General features: G+C 64.4%; 18 protein-coding genes. 1 reads left to right on the top strand and 17 read right to left on the bottom strand.

The genetic code is table 11. The features are described 5' to 3' along the window. Positions 1–4 precede the first annotated feature (4 nt). From ACR3EL_RS11680 to ftsW, 9 genes are all read right to left on the bottom strand, one after another. Positions 5–1,012 (bottom strand): cell division protein FtsQ/DivIB, encoded by a 1,008-nt coding sequence (locus ACR3EL_RS11680; RefSeq protein WP_170340297.1) that lies wholly within the window; start codon positions 1,010–1,012, stop codon positions 5–7. Continuing rightward, positions 1,000–1,920, bottom strand: coding sequence for a D-alanine--D-alanine ligase (locus ACR3EL_RS11685; RefSeq protein ID WP_170340296.1), 921 nt, complete (start codon positions 1,918–1,920; stop codon positions 1,000–1,002). Before ACR3EL_RS11685 ends, ACR3EL_RS11680 begins: the two co-directional genes overlap by 13 nt. Positions 1,921–2,024: 104 nt before the next feature. Then, complete coding sequence (gene murB / locus ACR3EL_RS11690; protein WP_170340294.1) at positions 2,025–2,951, bottom strand: UDP-N-acetylmuramate dehydrogenase; 927 nt, start codon at positions 2,949–2,951, stop codon at positions 2,025–2,027. After that, positions 2,948–3,241: a hypothetical protein gene (locus ACR3EL_RS11695; protein WP_170340293.1), complete on the bottom strand. Its 294-nt coding sequence runs from the start codon at positions 3,239–3,241 to the stop codon at positions 2,948–2,950. The genes murB and ACR3EL_RS11695 overlap by 4 nt, the downstream gene beginning before the upstream one ends. A gap of 25 nt (positions 3,242–3,266) precedes the next feature. Continuing rightward, positions 3,267–3,533 (bottom strand): DUF2484 family protein, encoded by a 267-nt coding sequence (locus tag ACR3EL_RS11700; RefSeq protein ID WP_005984154.1) that lies wholly within the window; start codon positions 3,531–3,533, stop codon positions 3,267–3,269. After that, positions 3,530–3,778 (bottom strand): DUF2484 family protein, encoded by a 249-nt coding sequence (locus tag ACR3EL_RS11705; RefSeq protein ID WP_170340291.1) that lies wholly within the window; start codon positions 3,776–3,778, stop codon positions 3,530–3,532. Before ACR3EL_RS11705 ends, ACR3EL_RS11700 begins: the two co-directional genes overlap by 4 nt. Positions 3,779–3,853: 75 nt before the next feature. After that, entirely contained in the window at positions 3,854–5,263 is a 1,410-nt protein-coding gene (gene murC, locus ACR3EL_RS11710) for a UDP-N-acetylmuramate--L-alanine ligase (RefSeq protein WP_170340290.1), read from the bottom strand. After that, positions 5,260–6,357, bottom strand: coding sequence for a UDP-N-acetylglucosamine--N-acetylmuramyl-(pentapeptide) pyrophosphoryl-undecaprenol N-acetylglucosamine transferase (locus tag ACR3EL_RS11715; protein WP_170340288.1), 1,098 nt, complete (start codon positions 6,355–6,357; stop codon positions 5,260–5,262). Before ACR3EL_RS11715 ends, murC begins: the two co-directional genes overlap by 4 nt. Beyond that, on the bottom strand, positions 6,357–7,520 hold the full coding sequence (gene ftsW / locus ACR3EL_RS11720; protein WP_093964841.1) for a putative lipid II flippase FtsW: 1,164 nt from the start codon (positions 7,518–7,520) through the stop codon (positions 6,357–6,359). Before ftsW ends, ACR3EL_RS11715 begins: the two co-directional genes overlap by 1 nt. Positions 7,521–7,649: 129 nt before the next feature. Between ftsW and ACR3EL_RS11725 the strand changes: the two genes are divergently transcribed. Further along, positions 7,650–8,831 carry a BaiN/RdsA family NAD(P)/FAD-dependent oxidoreductase gene (locus ACR3EL_RS11725; protein ID WP_170340286.1) on the top strand — a complete coding sequence of 394 codons (1,182 nt, stop codon included), beginning with the start codon at positions 7,650–7,652 and terminating at the stop codon, positions 8,829–8,831. Here the strand turns inward: ACR3EL_RS11725 and ACR3EL_RS11730 are convergent. The 8 genes from ACR3EL_RS11730 to rsmH form a co-directional block, all read right to left on the bottom strand. After that, positions 8,828–9,202 carry a glycine zipper family protein gene (locus tag ACR3EL_RS11730; RefSeq protein ID WP_093964839.1) on the bottom strand — a complete coding sequence of 125 codons (375 nt, stop codon included), beginning with the start codon at positions 9,200–9,202 and terminating at the stop codon, positions 8,828–8,830. The two genes, ACR3EL_RS11725 and ACR3EL_RS11730, sit on opposite strands and share 4 nt — an antisense overlap. Positions 9,203–9,312: 110 nt before the next feature. Then, positions 9,313–10,707, bottom strand: a complete 1,395-nt coding sequence (gene murD / locus ACR3EL_RS11735; RefSeq protein WP_170340284.1) for a UDP-N-acetylmuramoyl-L-alanine--D-glutamate ligase — start codon at positions 10,705–10,707, stop codon at positions 9,313–9,315. A 150-nt stretch (positions 10,708–10,857) separates the two neighbouring features. Next, the gene (mraY, locus tag ACR3EL_RS11740) at positions 10,858–11,940 is read right to left on the bottom strand and encodes a phospho-N-acetylmuramoyl-pentapeptide-transferase (RefSeq protein ID WP_093964837.1); all 1,083 of its coding nucleotides are present in this window, start codon (positions 11,938–11,940) and stop codon (positions 10,858–10,860) included. A gap of 34 nt (positions 11,941–11,974) precedes the next feature. Continuing rightward, entirely contained in the window at positions 11,975–13,369 is a 1,395-nt protein-coding gene (locus ACR3EL_RS11745) for a UDP-N-acetylmuramoyl-tripeptide--D-alanyl-D-alanine ligase (protein WP_170340283.1), read from the bottom strand. Beyond that, the gene (locus ACR3EL_RS11750) at positions 13,366–14,847 is read right to left on the bottom strand and encodes a UDP-N-acetylmuramoyl-L-alanyl-D-glutamate--2,6-diaminopimelate ligase (protein ID WP_480721669.1); all 1,482 of its coding nucleotides are present in this window, start codon (positions 14,845–14,847) and stop codon (positions 13,366–13,368) included. The genes ACR3EL_RS11745 and ACR3EL_RS11750 overlap by 4 nt, the downstream gene beginning before the upstream one ends. 21 nt (positions 14,848–14,868) lie before the next feature. Then, complete coding sequence (locus ACR3EL_RS11755) at positions 14,869–16,656, bottom strand: peptidoglycan D,D-transpeptidase FtsI family protein (protein WP_170454582.1); 1,788 nt, start codon at positions 16,654–16,656, stop codon at positions 14,869–14,871. Beyond that, positions 16,653–17,021 carry a cell division protein FtsL gene (ftsL, locus tag ACR3EL_RS11760; protein ID WP_093964833.1) on the bottom strand — a complete coding sequence of 123 codons (369 nt, stop codon included), beginning with the start codon at positions 17,019–17,021 and terminating at the stop codon, positions 16,653–16,655. Before ftsL ends, ACR3EL_RS11755 begins: the two co-directional genes overlap by 4 nt. Further along, positions 17,018–18,013 (bottom strand): 16S rRNA (cytosine(1402)-N(4))-methyltransferase RsmH, encoded by a 996-nt coding sequence (rsmH, locus tag ACR3EL_RS11765; protein WP_170340544.1) that lies wholly within the window; start codon positions 18,011–18,013, stop codon positions 17,018–17,020. The genes ftsL and rsmH overlap by 4 nt, the downstream gene beginning before the upstream one ends. Position 18,014 lies beyond the last annotated feature (1 nt).

The raw sequence follows: 18,014 nt of genomic DNA on the forward strand, positions 1-18,014 counted from the left end.
CGTATTACTGCCCGTTACCCATAGTCACTTTTGTATTCCACCAGTCTGCGCTGGCGGCTTCTGTCATCCGAATGGTCGGCCGCGCCCCTATGCGCATATCGACCACGGCAACATCCCGTTCCAGAAGGTCCTGCACCTCGTTCACCGCCAGTACACGCTCGAGCGCGCGCACCGGGCGCTCCGTCGGCAGCATGACCCGTTGGCCTCGGTCCAGAACCAGGTCCCAGCGCCGCTCGCCGACGCGGACCAGACCGCGCACCCGGCTGCCCAGGCTGCGCGCAGTGGCCAGAAGCTCCAGTGCCTCGGCCACATGCTGATCTGCACCCTGACCGGCAATCAGCGGAAGATCGGAGCGCTCGGTCCGAGCCGCGATCTCGGCCACGTGTGTGCCCGTTTCGTCCAACAGCTGGATGCCTTCACGGGTGCGCCAGACGATCACGGGCTGACGTTCGACAACATCGACCTGCAGAATGCCGCCCGGACGGATCCGCACGGTTGCCGATTTGACCGGGTCCAAGCCGGTGATCGTGTCCCGGATCTGCTCGACATCCAGATCCCAGGAGCTGAGCGGGAAGTCCAAAGGCACGACTTCGCGGATGTCATCAGCAAGGCCGGCCCCCGCCCCGTCGATCGCCATGAGCTTGACCATGAATTCAGGACGCTCCTGGAACGACGTGATCAGGTTGTCCACCTGCGCCCGAACCGCTTCTCGCCGCTCTTCGGCCGCGAAGTAGAGCCCAACCGTCGCCACGACGGCGCAGAGCGGCACTCCGATCTTGACCCCCAGCCGGATTCCCGGCGTCAGCATCCATCGCTGGAACCGATAACTGAACCGCGACGGTGCCGGGTCCGCACGGCCCTTGCCACGGCGGAAGAACCGACCACCGCGCAACCGCAATTTGGGCTCTGCGCGGTCGGCGTCGGCATCCGCAGACTGGAACTCGGCATCCGGGCCGGAAAGAGGCTTGGCGCGGTGGATCACCGGCGCACGTGTGGCGGTCAGCGGTCGCATGAGGCGTCCTCGACCATCCAGGCGCAGAGCTGACCGAAGGTCATGCCCAGATGCGCGGCTTGTTCAGGCACCAGCGAGGTGGGGGTCATACCCGGCTGGGTGTTGGTCTCCAGTAGAAACAGGCCCTCTTCGCCCTTGGCGTCGTCCCAGCGGTAGTCGGTACGGCTGACGCCGCGGCACCCCAGAACCTGATGGGCGCGCAGGGCATATTCCATGCACAACTCGAAGATCCGCGGCGGGATCTCGGCCGGCAGCACGTGGCGCGATCCGCCGGGCTTGTATTTGGCGTCGTAGTCGTACCAACCGTCGGTCAGAATCTCGGTCACGGTCAAGGCGCGGTCGCCCATCACGGTCACCGTCAGCTCGCGCCCCGCCACGTATTGTTCGACCATGACCTGTTCGGGCATGTCATCCGACAGCTGCGGCGGGCCCTTCGACCCTTCGAACACAAGGTAGATCCCGACGCTCGAGCCTTCGTTGTTGGGCTTGACCACATATGGCGCGGGCATGACGTGCCCCGCCATCACGTCCGATTTCGGAACGATCACGCTGTCGGCTACAGGCAGGCCGGCCGCGCGGAAAACCTCTTTGCTGCGCTGTTTGTCCATGGCCAGCGCCGAGGCCAACACGCCGGAATGCGTGTAGGGCATTCGCAGCCACTCCAGCAGACCCTGCACGCAACCATCCTCGCCCCAGCGGCCATGCAGGGCGTTGAAAACCACGTCAGGCTTGATGTCCTGCAAACGCGCACAAAGGTCAGGACCGGCGTCCAGTTCGACGACCTCGATCCCTTCTCCCACAAGGGCGGCTGCGCATTCGCGCCCGCTGCTGAGAGACACCTCGCGTTCCGCCGAGGGGCCACCCATCAATACCGCCACTTTGGGGTTTGTCCTGCTCGACCTACCCACGTTCGTGCGCCTCAATGTCCCCGGACCTTATCTGGTGGTCCGTATTTCGTTATGCCTTTGATCCGTCGCCTGAATTTGCCTGTTTTGGTCTGACGGTCGGGGCTTTAATCTGTCAGCGGATCACCAACCCGCATGATTTCCCACTCTAGCGTGATCCCGCTTGTTTCGTAAACCTTTTTTCGCACCTCTTCGCCCAGCCCTTCGAGGTCGGCGGCGGTGGCGTTTCCGGTATTGATCAGGAAATTCGAGTGCTTGGGGCTCATCTGTGCGCCCCCGCGCCGGGCGCCGCGCATTCCGGCGTCGTCGATCACCTTCCAGGCCTTCAGGTCGTGAACATCGTCCGACCTCCCGGTCGAGGAGAATCCGGCCGGATTGCGGAAGGTCGACCCGGCGCTGCGGTCCTTGGTGGGCTGGGTCTCGTCGCGCTTTTTCAGCTGCGCCTCCATCCGGGCGTGCAGGTCGGCCGGATCACCCGCCGGGCCCTGGAACGTGGCCGACACCAGCACCGCACCCTCGGGCAGGTCGGACTGACGATAGCGGAAGTTCAGATCGGCCGGCGCCCGTTCGACCACCTCGCCCTGCCGGGTGACGATGGTAGCCGATTTCAGAACATCCGCCGTGTAGCTGCCATAGCACCCGGCGTTCATCCGCACGGCCCCGCCGATAGAACCCGGAATGGTGCGCAGAAAGGTGAGGTCCACCCCCGCATCCGCCGCCTTGCGCGCCACATGCGCATCCAGCGTGGCCGCCCCCGCGGTGACGGTGGTGCCCTCGACCGAGATGCCGTTGAAGCCGCGCCCCAGCCGGATCACCACGGCCCGCAAGCCCCCATCGCGGACGATCAGGTTCGAGCCGACGCCCATGGGAAACACCGGCACCTCGGCCGGAAGGTCGCGCAGGAAAGCCTGCAAATCCTCAAGGTCAGCCGGCTGAAACAGATAGTCCGCCGGGCCGCCGACACGCAGCCAGGTGAGGTCGTTCAGAGCACGGGCCGCAGTCAGACGGCCACGAGGCGTTGGGATCGTGGTCATTGTCCGGATCGCACCGCCAGGCTGCGCCCGACGACTCCGCCCATGATTTCCGCGAACAGAATCGGCAGAACACCTCCGGTCAGCCAGACGAAGTGCCCAAAGGCCTGCTCCTCCTCGCCCGTGCCGACGCCTGCCAACATCACGATCAGGACAAGCGCAACAACCGAAGTCAAACCGATCAGCCACAACAGCGCGCGCAGGCCAAGCCATCGCGCGGCGACAAAGCCGGCCAGCGTCCCGAGCACAAGCGCCGCGAGCGGCAGGTAAGCAAATGTGGCGATGTCCGTCATCGTTGGTCTCCGAAGGGGTGTCGGGTTATTTGTCCGCCGCCTTCATGCCTTGCATTTTCGCCTTTGTCCAACGGGTCAGATAGATCACCGGCCAGCGCAACACCGACATGCCGGCGGCGAGAACGAACAGGCCGACCCACGGCCCGTTTTCATAGGTGACATAGCCTAGGATCGGAATGCCCACCGCGATCAGCGCATAGGCGCGGGTCCAGTGGTTGTCCTTGCTGGGGATCATAGCCAGCACATTGGCGGCGATGCCCCACAGGGCGGCAAGTGCGATCGACCAGCTCATTGCTCCACCTCGCGGCCCGACCATTTGCGCCAATAATACCGGATAGGATTGCGGAACATCGATACGAACCCCGCAAAGGCCAGCGCTCCGATCAGCCAGCCATGCGCCACGCCCAGCCAGACGATCAGAACCGGTGCGCAGATCAGCAGCACGATGCCCGGCGGGAATTGCAGGCGCATCGGCAGCAGTGCCACGACAGTGGCGCAGATCACCCAAAGGGCGGCAAAGATGACGGAATAATCCATGGTTCTCTCCGCAAATGAGTCACGCACCAAGGCAGCGACACATCCGCAAGTTGTGCACCCAAATGCCTGCTAACGTCAAACGGCTTGTTTTTCCTTCAGCCGGTCAGGCAGCGCATTTGCCCAGGTACTGATGGTGCCGGCACCCAGGCAGACGACCATGTCGCCGGGCCGGGCCTGCTCGCGGACCAGACGCTCTAGGTCGCCTTCGTCCAGCAGCGCGCGCGCGTGACGGTGGCCGTGACGGATCAGGCCCTGCACCAGATCGTCGCGGCTGGCACCTTCGATCGGATCCTCACCGGCAGAGAAGACCTCGGCAATGGCCACGACATCGGCGTCGTTGAAACAGGCGCAGAAATCGTCGAACAGGTTGGACAAGCGTGAATAGCGGTGCGGCTGGTGCACGGCGATCACGCGGCCTTCGGTTGCCTGACGTGCAGCCTTGAGCACCGCCGCGATTTCCACAGGGTGATGGCCGTAATCGTCGATGATGGTGACGCCGTTCACCTCGCCCACCTTGGTAAAGCGGCGGTTGACGCCGCCGAAATTGGCCAGCGCGTCGCGGATTTCAGCGGTTTTCATGCCCAGATGACGTGCCACGGCCACGGCTGACAGCGCGTTCGAGACGTTGTGATCGCCCGGCATCGGGAGGGTGCAACCCTCGATCACGGTATCCTCGTATTGCAGGTGGATGTCGAAATGCGCGATGCCGCCCTTGTAGGTCAGGTTGACTGCACGCACGTCGGCTTGGGCGTTGAACCCATAGGTGCGCACGCGGCGGTCGGTGATGCGGCCCACCAACGCCTGAACCTCGGCATGGTCGGTGCAGCACACCGCCAGACCGTAGAACGGGATGTTCGAGACGAAATCATGAAAGCCCGCGCGCAGCCGGTCGAAATCACCCCAATGCTCCATGTGCTCGGGGTCGATATTGGTGACGATGGCGATGGTCGCCGGCAGCCGGTTGAACGAGCCGTCGGACTCGTCGGCCTCGACCACCATCCATTCGCCCTGCCCCATCCGCGCGTTCGAGCCGTAGGCATGGATCACGCCGCCGTTGATCACGGTCGGGTCGAAATCGCCCGCCACCATCAACTCGGCCATCATCGTGGTGGTCGTGGTCTTGCCGTGGGTACCGGCGATGGCAATGTTGGATTTCAGCCGCATCAGCTCGGCCAACATGTCGGCGCGGCGCACCACCGGCAGGCCCAGCGCACGAGCGCCGTCCAATTCAGGGTTGCCCGGCTTGATCGCTGTCGAGACGACCACGACGGTCGCATTGTCGAGGTTTTCAGCCCGCTGACCCACAAAAATCTCAGCCCCCAGCGAGGCCAGCCGGTCGGTGATCTTCGACGCTTTCAGATCGGATCCCTGCACTTGGTACCCAAGGTTCAGCAGCACCTCGGCGATGCCCGACATTCCGATGCCACCGATGCCCACGAAATGGATCGGTCCGACATCCTGCGGGAGTTTGGTTGCTGGATTCATGGGGTCTCCTTCTGCGCCAGCTGTTCGACAAGGGCCACCAGACGCTCGGTCGCGTCGGGCGCCCCGACCGACAGGGCAGCATGGGCCATTTTCTGTGCAGCTTCGGGGTTGGTCAGAACCAGTGCGATTTGCTCGGTCAGGGCGGGAACGTCAAGCGCATTTTCGGGGATCATGATTGCCCCGCCCGCCTGCACCAGCCCGCGCGCATTAGCGGTCTGGTGATCGCCTGCGGCGGCGGCGAAGGGGATCAGGATCGAAGGTCGCCCGATCACCGAGATGTCGGCCACGCTGGACGCACCCGAGCGGCTGATGACCAGCTGCGCCTCGGACATGCGGCGGGGCACGTCGTGGAAAAAGGGCTGGACCTCGGCCAGAATCCCGTGGTCGGCGTAGAAGGCGCTGACCCGTTCGGTGTCCTCCTCGCGCGCTTGGTGAGAGACGCGGATATACTGGCGCAGGCTCTCGGGCAGTGCAGCTATGGCGCCGGGGACTACATCGCTGAGGATACGGGCGCCCTGGCTGCCGCCCATCACAAGCACCGACATCGGATAGTCTCCGGGCGGGATGTAGGGCGCGGCCGCACGTTCCAGAACGGCAGCCCGGACGGGGTTGCCGGTGTGGATACCGTGGGCGCCCTCGGGCAGGTCGGTGGGCCAGACACCGCAGGCCACATGCGCAACCCGCGTGGCGAACAACTGGTTCACGCGCCCCAAAACGCCGTTCTGTTCGTGGATCATGCGGGGCAGACGCAGCATCACCGCCGCGCTCAGCGCCGGGATCGACGGATAGCCGCCGAACCCAACCACCACGTCCGGCCTGTCGCGCAGCAACTGGGCCGTCATCCCGGCCACACCGGCCGCGATCCGCGGGCCGGCCAGCGCCTTGGCCGCCAGCCCGCCGCGGGCGAAAGTGGCCGAGGAGACCTCGACGATCTCGGTTGAATGCGGGAAACCGCCGGTATAACGCGCGCCGCGCGCATCGGTGGACAGGCGCACGCGCCAATCCTTGTTCAGCATCGCCTCGGCCAGCGCCTGGGCGGGGAACATGTGGCCCCCGGTTCCGCCAGCCGCGATCAGCAAATAAGGGTTCGTCATCAGCCTCGTCCGCGCAGAATGTCGCCCAGTTCGCCCTGTGGGCGGGTGCGGGTGAAGGCCAGCAGCATGCCCAGTGCGATGCCGCCCGCGATCAACGACGAGCCGCCGTAGCTGACGAAAGGCAGCGTCATGCCCTTGGCCGGCAGCAGGCGCACCGCGACGCCCATGTTGATCATCGCCTGAACACCGAACATGCAAGCCAGCCCCGTGCCTGCCAACCGGGTGAACATGTCACGCTCGCGCATCAGTCGCAGCAGGGACCGTACCACGATGATTGAATAGAGCGCGATGATGATCAGCACCAGGATCAGGCCGTATTCTTCGGCCGCGACGGCGATGATGAAATCGGTATGTGCATCGGGCAGCGACCATTTCACCTGCCCCTCGCCAACCCCAACCCCAAACAGCCCGCCCTCGCGGATTGCGTTGGTGGCATAGCCCAACTGGGTCGTCGGATCGACCTCTTGATTCAGGAAACCATCGATGCGCCGGGCGAAGTGTTCAGAATTGGCGTAGGCGAACATGCCACCCAAGACGACCGCCCCGGCCATTCCCAGCAGCAGGAACATCGGTGCACCCGCTACGAAATACATCACGCCCCAGCCGAACAGGATCAGACAGGCCTGACCGAAATCAGGCTGCATCACCAACATGCCAACAATCGACATACACAGCGCAAACGACCACAACCGCCCCGGGGGGCCATTGATCTCCTGCGCTGCGGCCAGCAGCCACGCGGCCACGACAATGAAGCCCGGCTTCAGAAACTCGGACGGTTGCAGCGAGGCGAAGCCCAGCGAATACCAGCGCACCGCACCTTTGCCGAAATCGGTTCCGAAGACCGGCAGAAAGGCCAGCGCAACAAATGAGGCCAGAAAGCCCAGCACCGCCAACCGACGCACCAAGGTGGGTGACATCATCGAGGTCAGCATCATCGCGATCAGCGCCAACACACCGAAAAGGGCCTGACGCTCGACATAGTGGAACGGATCGAACCCGTTGCGCTGCGCCAACGGCGGCGACGAGGCCAGCCCCAGCAGAAGCCCGATCGCAAACAGGATCAGCACGCAGGACATCGTCCAGCGGTCAATCGTCCGCCACCATTTCGGAAGGATCGGTTCACCGCGCTGGTCCTGGACCGCGCCATACACCATCTCAGTCATGAGATACCGCCACTATCTGCCTCGTTAACGTCCCGTTTTCGGGATCTGTTTGAGAGTCTACAGGGAAAATGCCCCTCAGGCCAGCCTCTTCCTCTTGTCATTGGCGTCAATCCGCGCCAAGGGCGAGGGATGCGATTTGACACGATCATACTGGGCGCCGGAGCCGCCGGCATGATGTGCGCCGCCCATTGCGGCGGGCGTGTACTGGTGATCGATCACGCCAAGGCGCCGGGGGAAAAGATCCGCATCTCGGGCGGGGGGCGGTGCAACTTCACCAACCTCCACGCCGGACCACAGAACTTCTTGTCGCAGAACCCGCATTTCTGCAAATCTGCGCTGGCGCGGTACACGCAATGGGATTTCATCGACCTCGTGGACCGTCACGGCATCGCATGGCATGAAAAGACGCTGGGACAGCTGTTCTGCGACGGCTCATCGAAGCAGGTCATCGCCATGCTGCTGGCCGAGATGGACCGCGCAGGCGCCGAGCTGTGGTTGCACACGTCGCTGCGCGATCTGCGCAAGACCGAAACCGGCTTTGAAATGATGGTCGAGCGCGAGGGTGCGCGATATGACCTGAGCTCTGCCAACGTGGTATTGGCCACCGGCGGAAAATCCATCCCCAAGATGGGTGCGACCGGGCTGGCCTATGACATCGCCGCGCAGTTTGGCTTGCACGTCACCGAAACCCGTGCCGCTTTGGTGCCGTTCACCTTCCCCGACGGGCGGTTCAAAGACTTGTCCGGTGTTTCCGTGCCGACGCGATTGTCGAACGATCGCAAGAGTTTCGACGAGGCACTGCTGTTCACCCATCGCGGCCTGAGCGGGCCGGCTGTGCTGCAACTGTCCTCATACTGGCACGAGGGCGAGGCGATCCGGGTCAACCTGATCCCCGAGCTGCCCCTGTTCGACCTGCTGCGCGAACGGCGGCAAAGCGCAGGCCGCAAGGCCCTGACAACCGAACTCGCGCGCCACCTGCCCGCCCGCCTGGTCGAGTATCTGAGCACCCATATCCCGATGCGCGGCAACCTGGCCGATCAGTCGGATGCGGCGTTGCAGGCACTGACCGATTCGCTGTCCGACTGGGCACTGACCCCCTCGGGCACCGAAGGGTATCGCACCGCCGAAGTCACCTTGGGCGGCATCGACACGGACGGCCTGTCGTCCAAAACGATGGAGGCCAGGGATGTCCCCGGCCTCTATGCGATTGGTGAAGCGGTGGATGTCACCGGATGGCTGGGCGGGTACAATTTCCAATGGGCGTGGTCCTCGGGCCACGCCGCCGGAATTGCGATCGCCGGTCGCCTTTAGCCTACGACGTTATAGCCGCGGCCGCGCATGCAGTTGCGGACGATGACTTCCTGCTTCTGGGTGTTTTGCAGAGCGCTGGCCCCTGCCCCCACCAGTGCGCCAGCGACGGCCGCACGGCCCAGATCGCTTGCGCTGTCGTCGATGATGGCTTTGGTGCCCGCTGCACCCGCCGCGCCAATGGCCGCCGCGCCAGCGGTATTGCTGTCGATCGTGCCCTGCTGCCGCGCCACGGCCTGACACTGCGCCAAGTCTGCGTTGTAATTCGGGCTGACGGGTCCATCCACAATGGGCTGGTAGTTCGCGCCTGTGTTCGTGCAGGCCCCTGCCACCAGGATGGCCGGCAGGATCATTGAAAGCTTGCGGTTCAGCATGGTCTTAACCTCGTGTTGGATTCCTAGGGTAACAAAATCATTAATTCTGGTGCGTCAAGCTGATAGCACTTCAATTTGGCCCAACCGGCGGTTCATTGCAAATGCGCAGTTCAAAGCCGCTTTTGTACCTGCGCCACGAAATCGTCACCGCGCTGTTCGAAATTGTCGTACTGGTCGAAACTGGCCGCCGCGGGCGCCAGCAGCACGGTCTCACCCGGCGCGGCGTCGCGCATGGCCTGTTCGACCGCCTCGGCCATGGTGGTGCAAACGCGGGCTTCAACCGACAACTGCATGGCGAAGCCGGCCGCCTCGCGCCCGATCACGTAGGCGCACAGAACCTCGTCGGTCGCGTCGTTCAGCGCTGCGATACCGCCCTCTTTCTCAAGCCCGCCGCAGATCCAGCGGATCTTTTTGAACGCGCCCAGCGCCTTGGCGGCGCTGTCGACATTGGTGGCCTTGGAGTCATTCACGAATGTCACACCGTTTGCCTCAGCGATGATCTGGCTGCGGTGCGGCAAGCCTGGATAGCTGAGCAACGCGTCCTCGATCAACTTGGGCGCCAGCCCCAGCGCGCGGCAGGCGGCATAGGCCGAGCACGCGTTTTGGTGGTTGTGCGTTCCGGGCAAGCCCTTGATGCCGCGCAGGTCGATCGACGCGGCCTGCCGCCCCTTGCGGTACTCCGACAGGAACCCCTTGCGGGCAAAGACCTGCCAACCCGGACCGGCCAATTTGCGCGCCACAGAGACGCGGATCACCCGGTCGTCGCCCGGCCCTTCGGCCAGTTGCCCAGCGAGAAACGCGCCTTCGATCTCGTCCACGCCGATCACGGCACGGTCGGGACCGCCTTCTGAGAACAGGCGGCGCTTGGCGGAAAAATAGCCGCCCATGCCCCCGTGTCGGTCCAAATGGTCGGGCGAGAGATTGGTGAACACCGCCACGTCGGGCGTCAGCGCACGCGCCAGCTCGGTCTGATAGCTGGAAAGCTCCAGCACCACCACTGATCCGTCGCCGCCGGGGTCGATATCCAGAACGCCGCGCCCGATATTGCCCGCCAGCTGCGCCTCGCGCCCCGACTGGGTCAGGATGTGGTGGATCAGCGCGGCCGTGGTCGATTTCCCGTTCGAACCGGTGACGGCGACCACACGCGGCGGCACATCGAACTTGTCCCATTCGGCACCGCCCAACGAGCGGAAGAACAGACCAATGTCATTGTCGACCGGTACGCCAGCCTGCAGTGCGGCGGCAACAACCGGGTTGGGTTCGGGATAAAGATGGGGAATGCCGGGTGAGACGATCAACGCGGCGATCGCGTCGAAGGCGCCCTGCCGTCGCAGGTCCTGACACAGGAACCCCTCGGCCTCGGCCTTTTCGCGCGCGGCAGGGTTGTCATCCCAGCAGACCGGCTCGGCCCCACCAGCCCGCAATGCGCGCGCCGTGGCCAAACCCGACCGCCCCAGCCCCAGAACCGCAACCTTATGTCCTGAAAACCCTTTGACCGGGATCATGCCGCGCACCTTCTTCCATCTGCCAATGCGCCGCCACCCTGTACCGAAGAATTGACCCTTGGCAAGGGCGGCGACAGGCTCGCGCCCTCGGCGCGAGCCGGGCCCAACGGGCACAGGCGGGCCGCAGGCCCACCGCGCCCGGCTGGAGCCTTACCGTACTTTCAGTGTTGCAAGGCCAATCATCGCTAGGATCAGCGAGATGATCCAGAACCGGATCACGATAGTCGGTTCGGCCCACCCCTTCTTCTCATAGTGGTGATGGATCGGCGCCATCAGGAAGACCCGCCGCCCTGTGCGTTTGAAATACAGCACCTGGATAATCACGCTCAACGCCTCGACCACGAACAGGCCGCCGACGATGGCCAGAACCAGCTCGTGCTTGGTGGCGACGGCGATGGCGCCCAGCGCACCGCCCAAGGCCAAAGACCCGGTATCCCCCATGAACACCGCGGCGGGCGGGGCGTTGTACCACAGGAACCCAAGCCCGCCTCCAAACAGCGCGGCGGTGAAGATCAGGATCTCACCCGTGCCGGGCACATAATGCACGTCCAGATATTCGGTAAAGTCGACGCGACCCACCGCATAGGCGATCACGCCCAAAGTCGACGCCGCGATCATCGCGGGCATGATGGCCAGCCCGTCCAGCCCGTCGGTCAGGTTCACTGCATTCGCCGCCCCCACGATCACCACGATCGAGAACGGAATGTAGAAGATACCCAGATTGATCAGCGTGTCCTTGAAGATCGGCACGGCCAGCTGGTTCTGCAGCATCTCCGGGTGGTGCAGCGTCGCCCACAGCGCGGCCAGCGCGGCGATGATGATGCCCAAAGCCAGGCGCATTTTGCCTGAAACGCCCTTGGTATTCTGCTTCGACACCTTGGCATAGTCGTCCGCGAATCCGATGGCCGCATAGGCCAGCGTGACGAAAAGAACCATCCACACATAAGGATTGTCCCACCGTGCCCAAATCAGCGTGGACGTCACCAGGGCACCTACAATCAGCAGACCACCCATCGTGGGCGTGCCGGCCTTGGTAAAGTGCCCCTCGGGGCCGTCATCCCGGATTGGCTGACCTTTGCCCTGTTTCCTGCGCAGCACGTTGATCAACGGCTTGCCGAACAGGAAGCCAAAGATCAGGGCCGTCAGAAAGGCGCCGCCTGCGCGGAAAGTTATGTAGCGGAAGAGGTTGAAGAAATCCCCTCCGTCCGACAGGCTGGTCAACCAATAGAGCATTACAAAACCTTTCTCACACCGCGGTCATGGGTGGTCATGCATCAAGCGCGCCCACTTGCCCCATTTTCCGCAAACCGTCAACAATCCGTGCCAGCGCCATGCTGAGAGAGCCTTTGGCCAACACGGCATCGCCCGCCCGAACCAGCTGCGGCAGCTCTTGTGCCATTTCCGCGCTCGTCTCAAACCACAGCCCGCGCTTGTCCTCGGGCAGGGCCTCGTGCAGCGCCCGCATCAACGGACCGATGCAGTGCACCTTGTCGATCTGCTTCATGGCCGGCACTTCTGCCATCGCTGTGTGCATCGCGCGTTCATCGGGCCCCAGCTCTTTCATGTCGCCCAGAAAGGCGATGCGCCTTTCGCACTTAGCTGCCGCCAGCACATCCAATGCCGCCGCCATCGAGGTCGGATTGGCGTTGTAGCTGTCATCCAGCAGTTCGATCTGCCCGCCATCCGGCAGGGCCAGCGTCTCGCGCACGCCCCGCCCCGTGACCGGCGCCCATTTGGCCAGGCCGGCAATGGCCGCGTCCAGATCGACACCCAGCGCGACGCAGGCAGCCAGCGCGCCCAGGGCGTTCATGGCAAAATGCGTCCCCGCCGATTGCACGTCGAAGGCGAAAGGCTGGCCCATAACGTCGGCGGTGACGTGAATGTCCGTGGGCGACTGGGTCACGCCGGTCAGCCGATAATCCGATGCGGTGCGGCCGAAATCCACGATCACGGCGCCATGCCGGGCGGCGCAGGTGCGCAGGATGTCGGTGTGATCCAGGTCGGCGTTCACGATGGCAGTGCCGCCGGCCTCCAGCCCATCAAAGATGGCGGCCTTTTCGTGGGCTATGCCGGCAACCGACTCGAACGCCTCGAGGTGAACCGCGGCGACGGTGGTGACCAGCGCCACATGCGGGCGGGCCTGCCGCGCCAGGGGGGCAATTTCGCCGGGGTGGTTCATGCCGATCTCGATCACCGCATATTCGGTGTCGCGCGGCATCCGGGCCAGAGTCAGCGGCACGCCCCAATGGTTGTTGTAGCTGGCGACGCTGGCATGGGTGCGGCCCTGATCCGACAGGATGGTCGCCAGCATCTCCTTGGTCGAGGTCTTGCCGACACTTCCCGTCACCCCAACCACGCGGGCCTTGCACCGGTCACGGGCGGCGCGGCCCAACGCCTCGAGCGCGGTCTGTACGTCATCGACGATCAGCAGCGGCGCATCGGGGGCCACACCGTCGGGCACCCGCGAGACCAGCGCGGCGGCGGCCCCTTTTTCCAGCGCCTGCGCCACGAAATCATGCCCGTCGCGCGCCGCCTTCAACGCCACGAACAGGTCGCCCGGTTGCAGCGTGCGCGTATCGATGGACACGCCGCCCGCCTGCCAGTCGGTCGTGGCCCGTCCGCCCGTCGCGGCGGCGGCCTCGGATGCGGTCCAGAGCGTCATGCGACCCTCCCGTCCAGTGCGGCCACGGCGATGCTGGCCTGCTCCACATCATCGAAGGGCAGAACCTGGTCACCGACGATTTGCCCGGTCTCGTGCCCCTTGCCCGCGATCAGCAGCGCATCGCCCGGCTGCAATGCATCGATGCCGCGCAGGATGGCCTCTGCCCGGTCGGCAACCTCGGTTGCGTCGGGGCCCCCGGCCATCACCGCGGCGCGGATGGCGGCGGGGTCTTCCGAGCGCGGGTTGTCGTCGGTGACAAACACGATATCGGCGTTCTCGGCCGCGGCGCGGCCCATCAGCGGGCGCTTGGTCGCGTCGCGGTCGCCGCCCGCGCCGACGATGGCGATCAACCGGCCCATCACATGCGGACGCAGTGCCTGCAACGCGGTGGCCACAGCATCGGGCGTGTGCGCGTAGTCGACGAATACCGCCGCCCCGTTGCCGCGGGTCGCGGCCAACTGCATCCGCCCCCGCACCGTGGTCAGATGCGGTAGGGTGTCGAAGACATGTTCAGCCTCGTCTCCGCTGGCGATGACCAATCCGCAGGCCAGCAGAACGTTTTCCGCCTGGAACCCGCCGATCAGTTTCAGCCGGGTCTGGAAGGTCTTGCCGCGCCAGGCAAAGCGCAGATCCTGCCCGGTGGCGTCGAACCGTTGATTCAACAGGCAAAGATCGACATCCCCGCTGCCCACGGTCAGAACTGTCTGACCGCGTGCTTGCGCGATATCACGGATCGCGACGCCTTTCGGATCATCCATGTTGATCACGGCCGTTCCGTCCTGCGGCAGAACCCGGTCGAACAGGCCGGCCTTGGCGGCGAAATACGCCTCGAACGTCGCGTGATAGTCCAGGTGATCCTGGGTGAAATTCGAAAACCCCGCCGCCGTCAGATGCACGCCGTCCAGCCGGCGCTGTTCCAGCCCGTGCGACGAGGCCTCCATCGCGGCGTGGGTCACGCCGGCCTTGGCGGCCTCGGCCAGACAGCGATGCAGGGTAATGGGTTCGGGCGTCGTGTGGGCCAGCGGTGCCGTCCACGCGCCCTCGACCCCTGTGGTGCCGAGGTTGACGGCCATGTGTCCCAACTCGGTCCAGATCTGGCGCACGAAGGTTGAAATCGAGGTCTTGCCGTTGGTGCCGGTGACCGCCACCATGGTGCGCGGCTGCGCCCCGAACCACAATGCGGCGGTGTATGCCAGCGTCTGGCGCGGGTCCTGCACCACCACCAGGGCGGCGTCCGAGGCGGCCAGTTCATCAGCGGCGATCCGTGCGCCTTCGGCATCGGTCAGAATGGCGGCGGCCCCCATGCGCAGGGCATATTGGATGAATTCGCCGCCATGCACGCGCGTCCCCGGCAGCGCCGCGAACAAAAAGCCGTCCTTGACCTGACGGCTGTCAACGGCCAGCCCGGTAATCTCCGGGTCGGCACCGCCGCGCGCGGTCAGGGCCAGTTGGCTGAGTTTCTTTGACCTTGCGCCCATGACCCACCTCTGTCGGACTGCCTAATTCGAGGTCAGCGTTATAGCAGCGCGATCCTCAGGCTCAAGCCGCGGACGCAGCCCCAGCAGCGGCGCGATGCGGCCGATCAACTCGGCCGCCACGGGCACCGCCGTCCAGCCTGCCGTGCGGCGCTTTTCGCCGTAGGCCAGGATCGACGGTTCGTCCAGCGCAACGATCAGTACATATTTCGGATCGTAGGCCGGAAAAACCGAAGCGAAGGTGGCGATCACCTTGTCATCATAGTAGCCGCCGCGCGGCTTGGGCTTGTCGGCGGTGCCAGTTTTGCCGGCCACAGCATAGCCCGGAACGTCACCAAAGCTGGCGGTTCCATCCGTCACCACCTTGCGCAGCATCATCAACGATTGTTTGGCCGCGCTTTCCGACATCACGCGCGGCCCGTATTGCGGGCCGTTGCGGCGCAGGATCGTGGGACTGACATAATGCCCGCCATTGGCGATGGCCGCATAGCCCGCCGCCAGATGCATCGGGCTGGTCGACAGGCCGTGGCCGTAGGAAATGGTGACGGTGCTCAATTCACCCCACTTCTTGGGCTTGAGCGGCACCCCACCCTTGGCCTCGACGATCTCGAACGGCGTGGGGTCGAACATGCCCAGCGCGTCCAGGAACTGTTGCTGGCGCTCGGCGCCGATCTGCAGCGCCAACCGCCCCGTGCCGCGGTTCGAGCTGTGCACAATCACATCGGCCACGCTGATCTTGCCGTAATTCTTGCCGTTGAATTCGCCGATCGGGAAACGCCCGATCTTCATCGGGCCCGAGGTGTCGATGATCGTGTCTGCATTTACCAGCCCCAGATCGACCGCTTGCGCGGCAGTGAAGATCTTGAAGATCGACCCCAATTCGTACACGCCCTGCACATAGCGGTTGAACAGAGGGCTGTCCGAGGGGTCAAAGCCCGAGGTCGGCGGGCGCGGACGGTCGTTCGGATCGAACGAGGGCAACGAGGCGGCAGCAATCACTTCGCCGGTATGGGCGTTCATCAGAACCGCCGAGGCGCCTTTGGCGTTCATGATCTTCATGCCGCCGTCCAGCACTTGTTCCACCGCTGCCTGAACGGTCAGGTCAAGCGACAGCTGCAGCGGCTTGGTTCCGTTGGCCGGGTCGCGCAGATAGTCATCGAACTGTTTTTCCACCCCGGCCACACCGATCACCTCGGCAGCCGAGACGCCTTCGCGCCCAAAGCCTGACCCGCCAAGGATATGCGCGGCCAGCCGGCCGTTGGGATAAAGCCGCATTTCGCGCGGACCGAACAGGATGCCCGGATCGCCGATGTCGTGCACCGCCTGTTTCTGCTCGGGCGAGATGCGTTTCTTGATCCACAGGAATTTGCGCTTGCCGGTGAAGTCCTTGACCAACCGCTCTTTGTCCAGATCCGGGAAGATCGCCACCAGCTTTTCCGCGGCCGCGATCGGATCGATCATCAGCGGGGGCTGGGCATAAACGGAATAGGTATCGAGGTTGGTCGCAAGGATTCGGCCTTCGCGGTCCACGATATTCGCCCGCTGCATGGCAATCGACGCGCCCGGGGCGCTCGCCAGCGGCTCTTGCGCCTCCGAAGTAGCCAAAGCGCCCATCCGGAACCCGACAACGGCAAAAGCCGCAAAGAAAAACGCGCTGAGCACCAGCAACCGCCCCTCGGCGCGAGCGCGGGCGCGGTCCTTCATCTCTTCGTGGCGGCGGCGGATATTCTCGCGTTCGATCACCTTTGGGTTTTCCCCGCGGGCGCGGGCCTCGAGGATGCGGGCAAGCGGGCGGAGCGGTGTTCGGGTCATGGGATCTGCACCTCGCCCAGGGCCTGGGTGTCGGTGATCGCCTGCAATTCGATCGGGTCGGCGATGGGCAGGTCGGGATCCTCCGCATAGGCGATCTGGTCCGCGCGTCCGAACTGCTCGGCACGAAGCGGCAGCAGGCCCAGACGCTCGAAATTCAGGTCAGCCAATTCACGCAGTCGGTCCGGGCGGTTCAGATAGGCCCATTCGGCCTGCAACACAGCCAGCCGGGCCTGCGCCGCGCCGATCTGGTGCTGCAGGGACTGGGTTTCCTTCAGTACCTGTTGGGTGCGGTAGTTTTCCTGATAGGCCCACAAGGCCAGCCCGAAAACACCCAAGGCGGTCAATACAAACAGAATACTCTTCATCTTGCCTTTCCCCCGATCATGGGCATGCCAATGGCGCGGGCATCAATTTCCCCCGCCGGAGCATCGGTACGAACAGCAACCCGCAACTTGGCCGAGCGCGCGCGCGGGTTGTCCTGCAACTCCTGCGGGTCGGGGCCGATGGCCTTGCGAGTCTTCAATGTGAATTGCGGCTGATCCTGCTGGATCTCGGGCGCATAGCGGTTGGCACGGCCGGTCTTGCCCGCGCGCGACTGGAAAAAGCGTTTGACCATTCGGTCCTCGACCGAGTGGAAGGTGACCACGGCCAGTTGCCCGCCCGGCTTCAACGCGCGCTCGGCGGCCATCAGGCCCTGGAACAGCTCCTCGTATTCGGCATTCACCGCAATGCGGAGCGCCTGGAACGACCGAGTGGCCGGATGGGATTGTCCGGGCTTGGCGCGCGGCAGGCAGGATTCGACGATCTCGGCCAGACGCAGGGTGGTGGTGATGGGCGACTCGGTGCGGGCCTTGACGATGGCGCGCGCGATGCGGCGGCTGGCCCGTTCTTCGCCATAGTGGAACAGGATGTCGGCCAACTGCTCCTCGGTCGCGCTGTTGACCAGATCAGCTGCGCTTTCGCCCTCCTGGCTCATGCGCATGTCCAGTGGGCCGTCCTTCATGAAGGAAAAGCCGCGCTCGGCCTGATCCAGCTGCATGGACGAGACACCAAGGTCCAGCACCACGCCATCGAGGTTGCTGGCGTATTCATCCATGCGAGAAAAGACACCCGGCTGCATCACCAGCCGATCGCCATATACGGCTGCCCACTCCGCCGCCATTTCAAAGGCCAACGGATCGCGATCGACACCGATAACCGTGTCGGCGCCAGCCTCAAGCAAACCCCGGGTATAGCCGCCTGCACCAAAGGTGCCATCCAGCCACGTGCCAGATACCGGATGAACCGCGTCCAGCAACGGGCGCAGCAGAACGGGAATGTGGGGTTTATCAGATGAAGTGTGATCCGCGCCGGCCATG

Source organism: Ruegeria sp. BJ3, assembly GCF_056535665.1.

Excerpts from the sequence above, each read along its gene's own strand:
- ACR3EL_RS11680 (WP_170340297.1), bottom strand. The coding sequence starts at position 1,012 with ATGCGACCGCTGACCGCCACACGTGCGCCGGTGATCCACCGCGCCAAG.
- murB (WP_170340294.1), bottom strand. The coding sequence starts at position 2,951 with ATGACCACGATCCCAACGCCTCGTGGCCGTCTGACTGCGGCCCGTGCT.
- ACR3EL_RS11695 (WP_170340293.1), bottom strand. The coding sequence starts at position 3,241 with ATGACGGACATCGCCACATTTGCTTACCTGCCGCTCGCGGCGCTTGTG.
- ACR3EL_RS11700 (WP_005984154.1), bottom strand. The coding sequence starts at position 3,533 with ATGAGCTGGTCGATCGCACTTGCCGCCCTGTGGGGCATCGCCGCCAAT.
- ACR3EL_RS11705 (WP_170340291.1), bottom strand. The coding sequence starts at position 3,778 with ATGGATTATTCCGTCATCTTTGCCGCCCTTTGGGTGATCTGCGCCACT.
- murC (WP_170340290.1), bottom strand. The coding sequence starts at position 5,263 with ATGAATCCAGCAACCAAACTCCCGCAGGATGTCGGACCGATCCATTTC.
- ACR3EL_RS11715 (WP_170340288.1), bottom strand. The coding sequence starts at position 6,357 with ATGACGAACCCTTATTTGCTGATCGCGGCTGGCGGAACCGGGGGCCAC.
- ftsW (WP_093964841.1), bottom strand. The coding sequence starts at position 7,520 with ATGACTGAGATGGTGTATGGCGCGGTCCAGGACCAGCGCGGTGAACCG.
- ACR3EL_RS11725 (WP_170340286.1), top strand. The coding sequence starts at position 7,650 with ATGCGATTTGACACGATCATACTGGGCGCCGGAGCCGCCGGCATGATG.
- ACR3EL_RS11730 (WP_093964839.1), bottom strand. The coding sequence starts at position 9,202 with ATGCTGAACCGCAAGCTTTCAATGATCCTGCCGGCCATCCTGGTGGCA.
- murD (WP_170340284.1), bottom strand. The coding sequence starts at position 10,707 with ATGATCCCGGTCAAAGGGTTTTCAGGACATAAGGTTGCGGTTCTGGGG.
- mraY (WP_093964837.1), bottom strand. The coding sequence starts at position 11,940 with ATGCTCTATTGGTTGACCAGCCTGTCGGACGGAGGGGATTTCTTCAAC.
- ACR3EL_RS11745 (WP_170340283.1), bottom strand. The coding sequence starts at position 13,369 with ATGACGCTCTGGACCGCATCCGAGGCCGCCGCCGCGACGGGCGGACGG.
- ACR3EL_RS11750 (WP_480721669.1), bottom strand. The coding sequence starts at position 14,847 with ATGGGCGCAAGGTCAAAGAAACTCAGCCAACTGGCCCTGACCGCGCGC.
- ACR3EL_RS11755 (WP_170454582.1), bottom strand. The coding sequence starts at position 16,656 with ATGACCCGAACACCGCTCCGCCCGCTTGCCCGCATCCTCGAGGCCCGC.
- ftsL (WP_093964833.1), bottom strand. The coding sequence starts at position 17,021 with ATGAAGAGTATTCTGTTTGTATTGACCGCCTTGGGTGTTTTCGGGCTG.
- rsmH (WP_170340544.1), bottom strand. The coding sequence starts at position 18,013 with ATGGCCGGCGCGGATCACACTTCATCTGATAAACCCCACATTCCCGTT.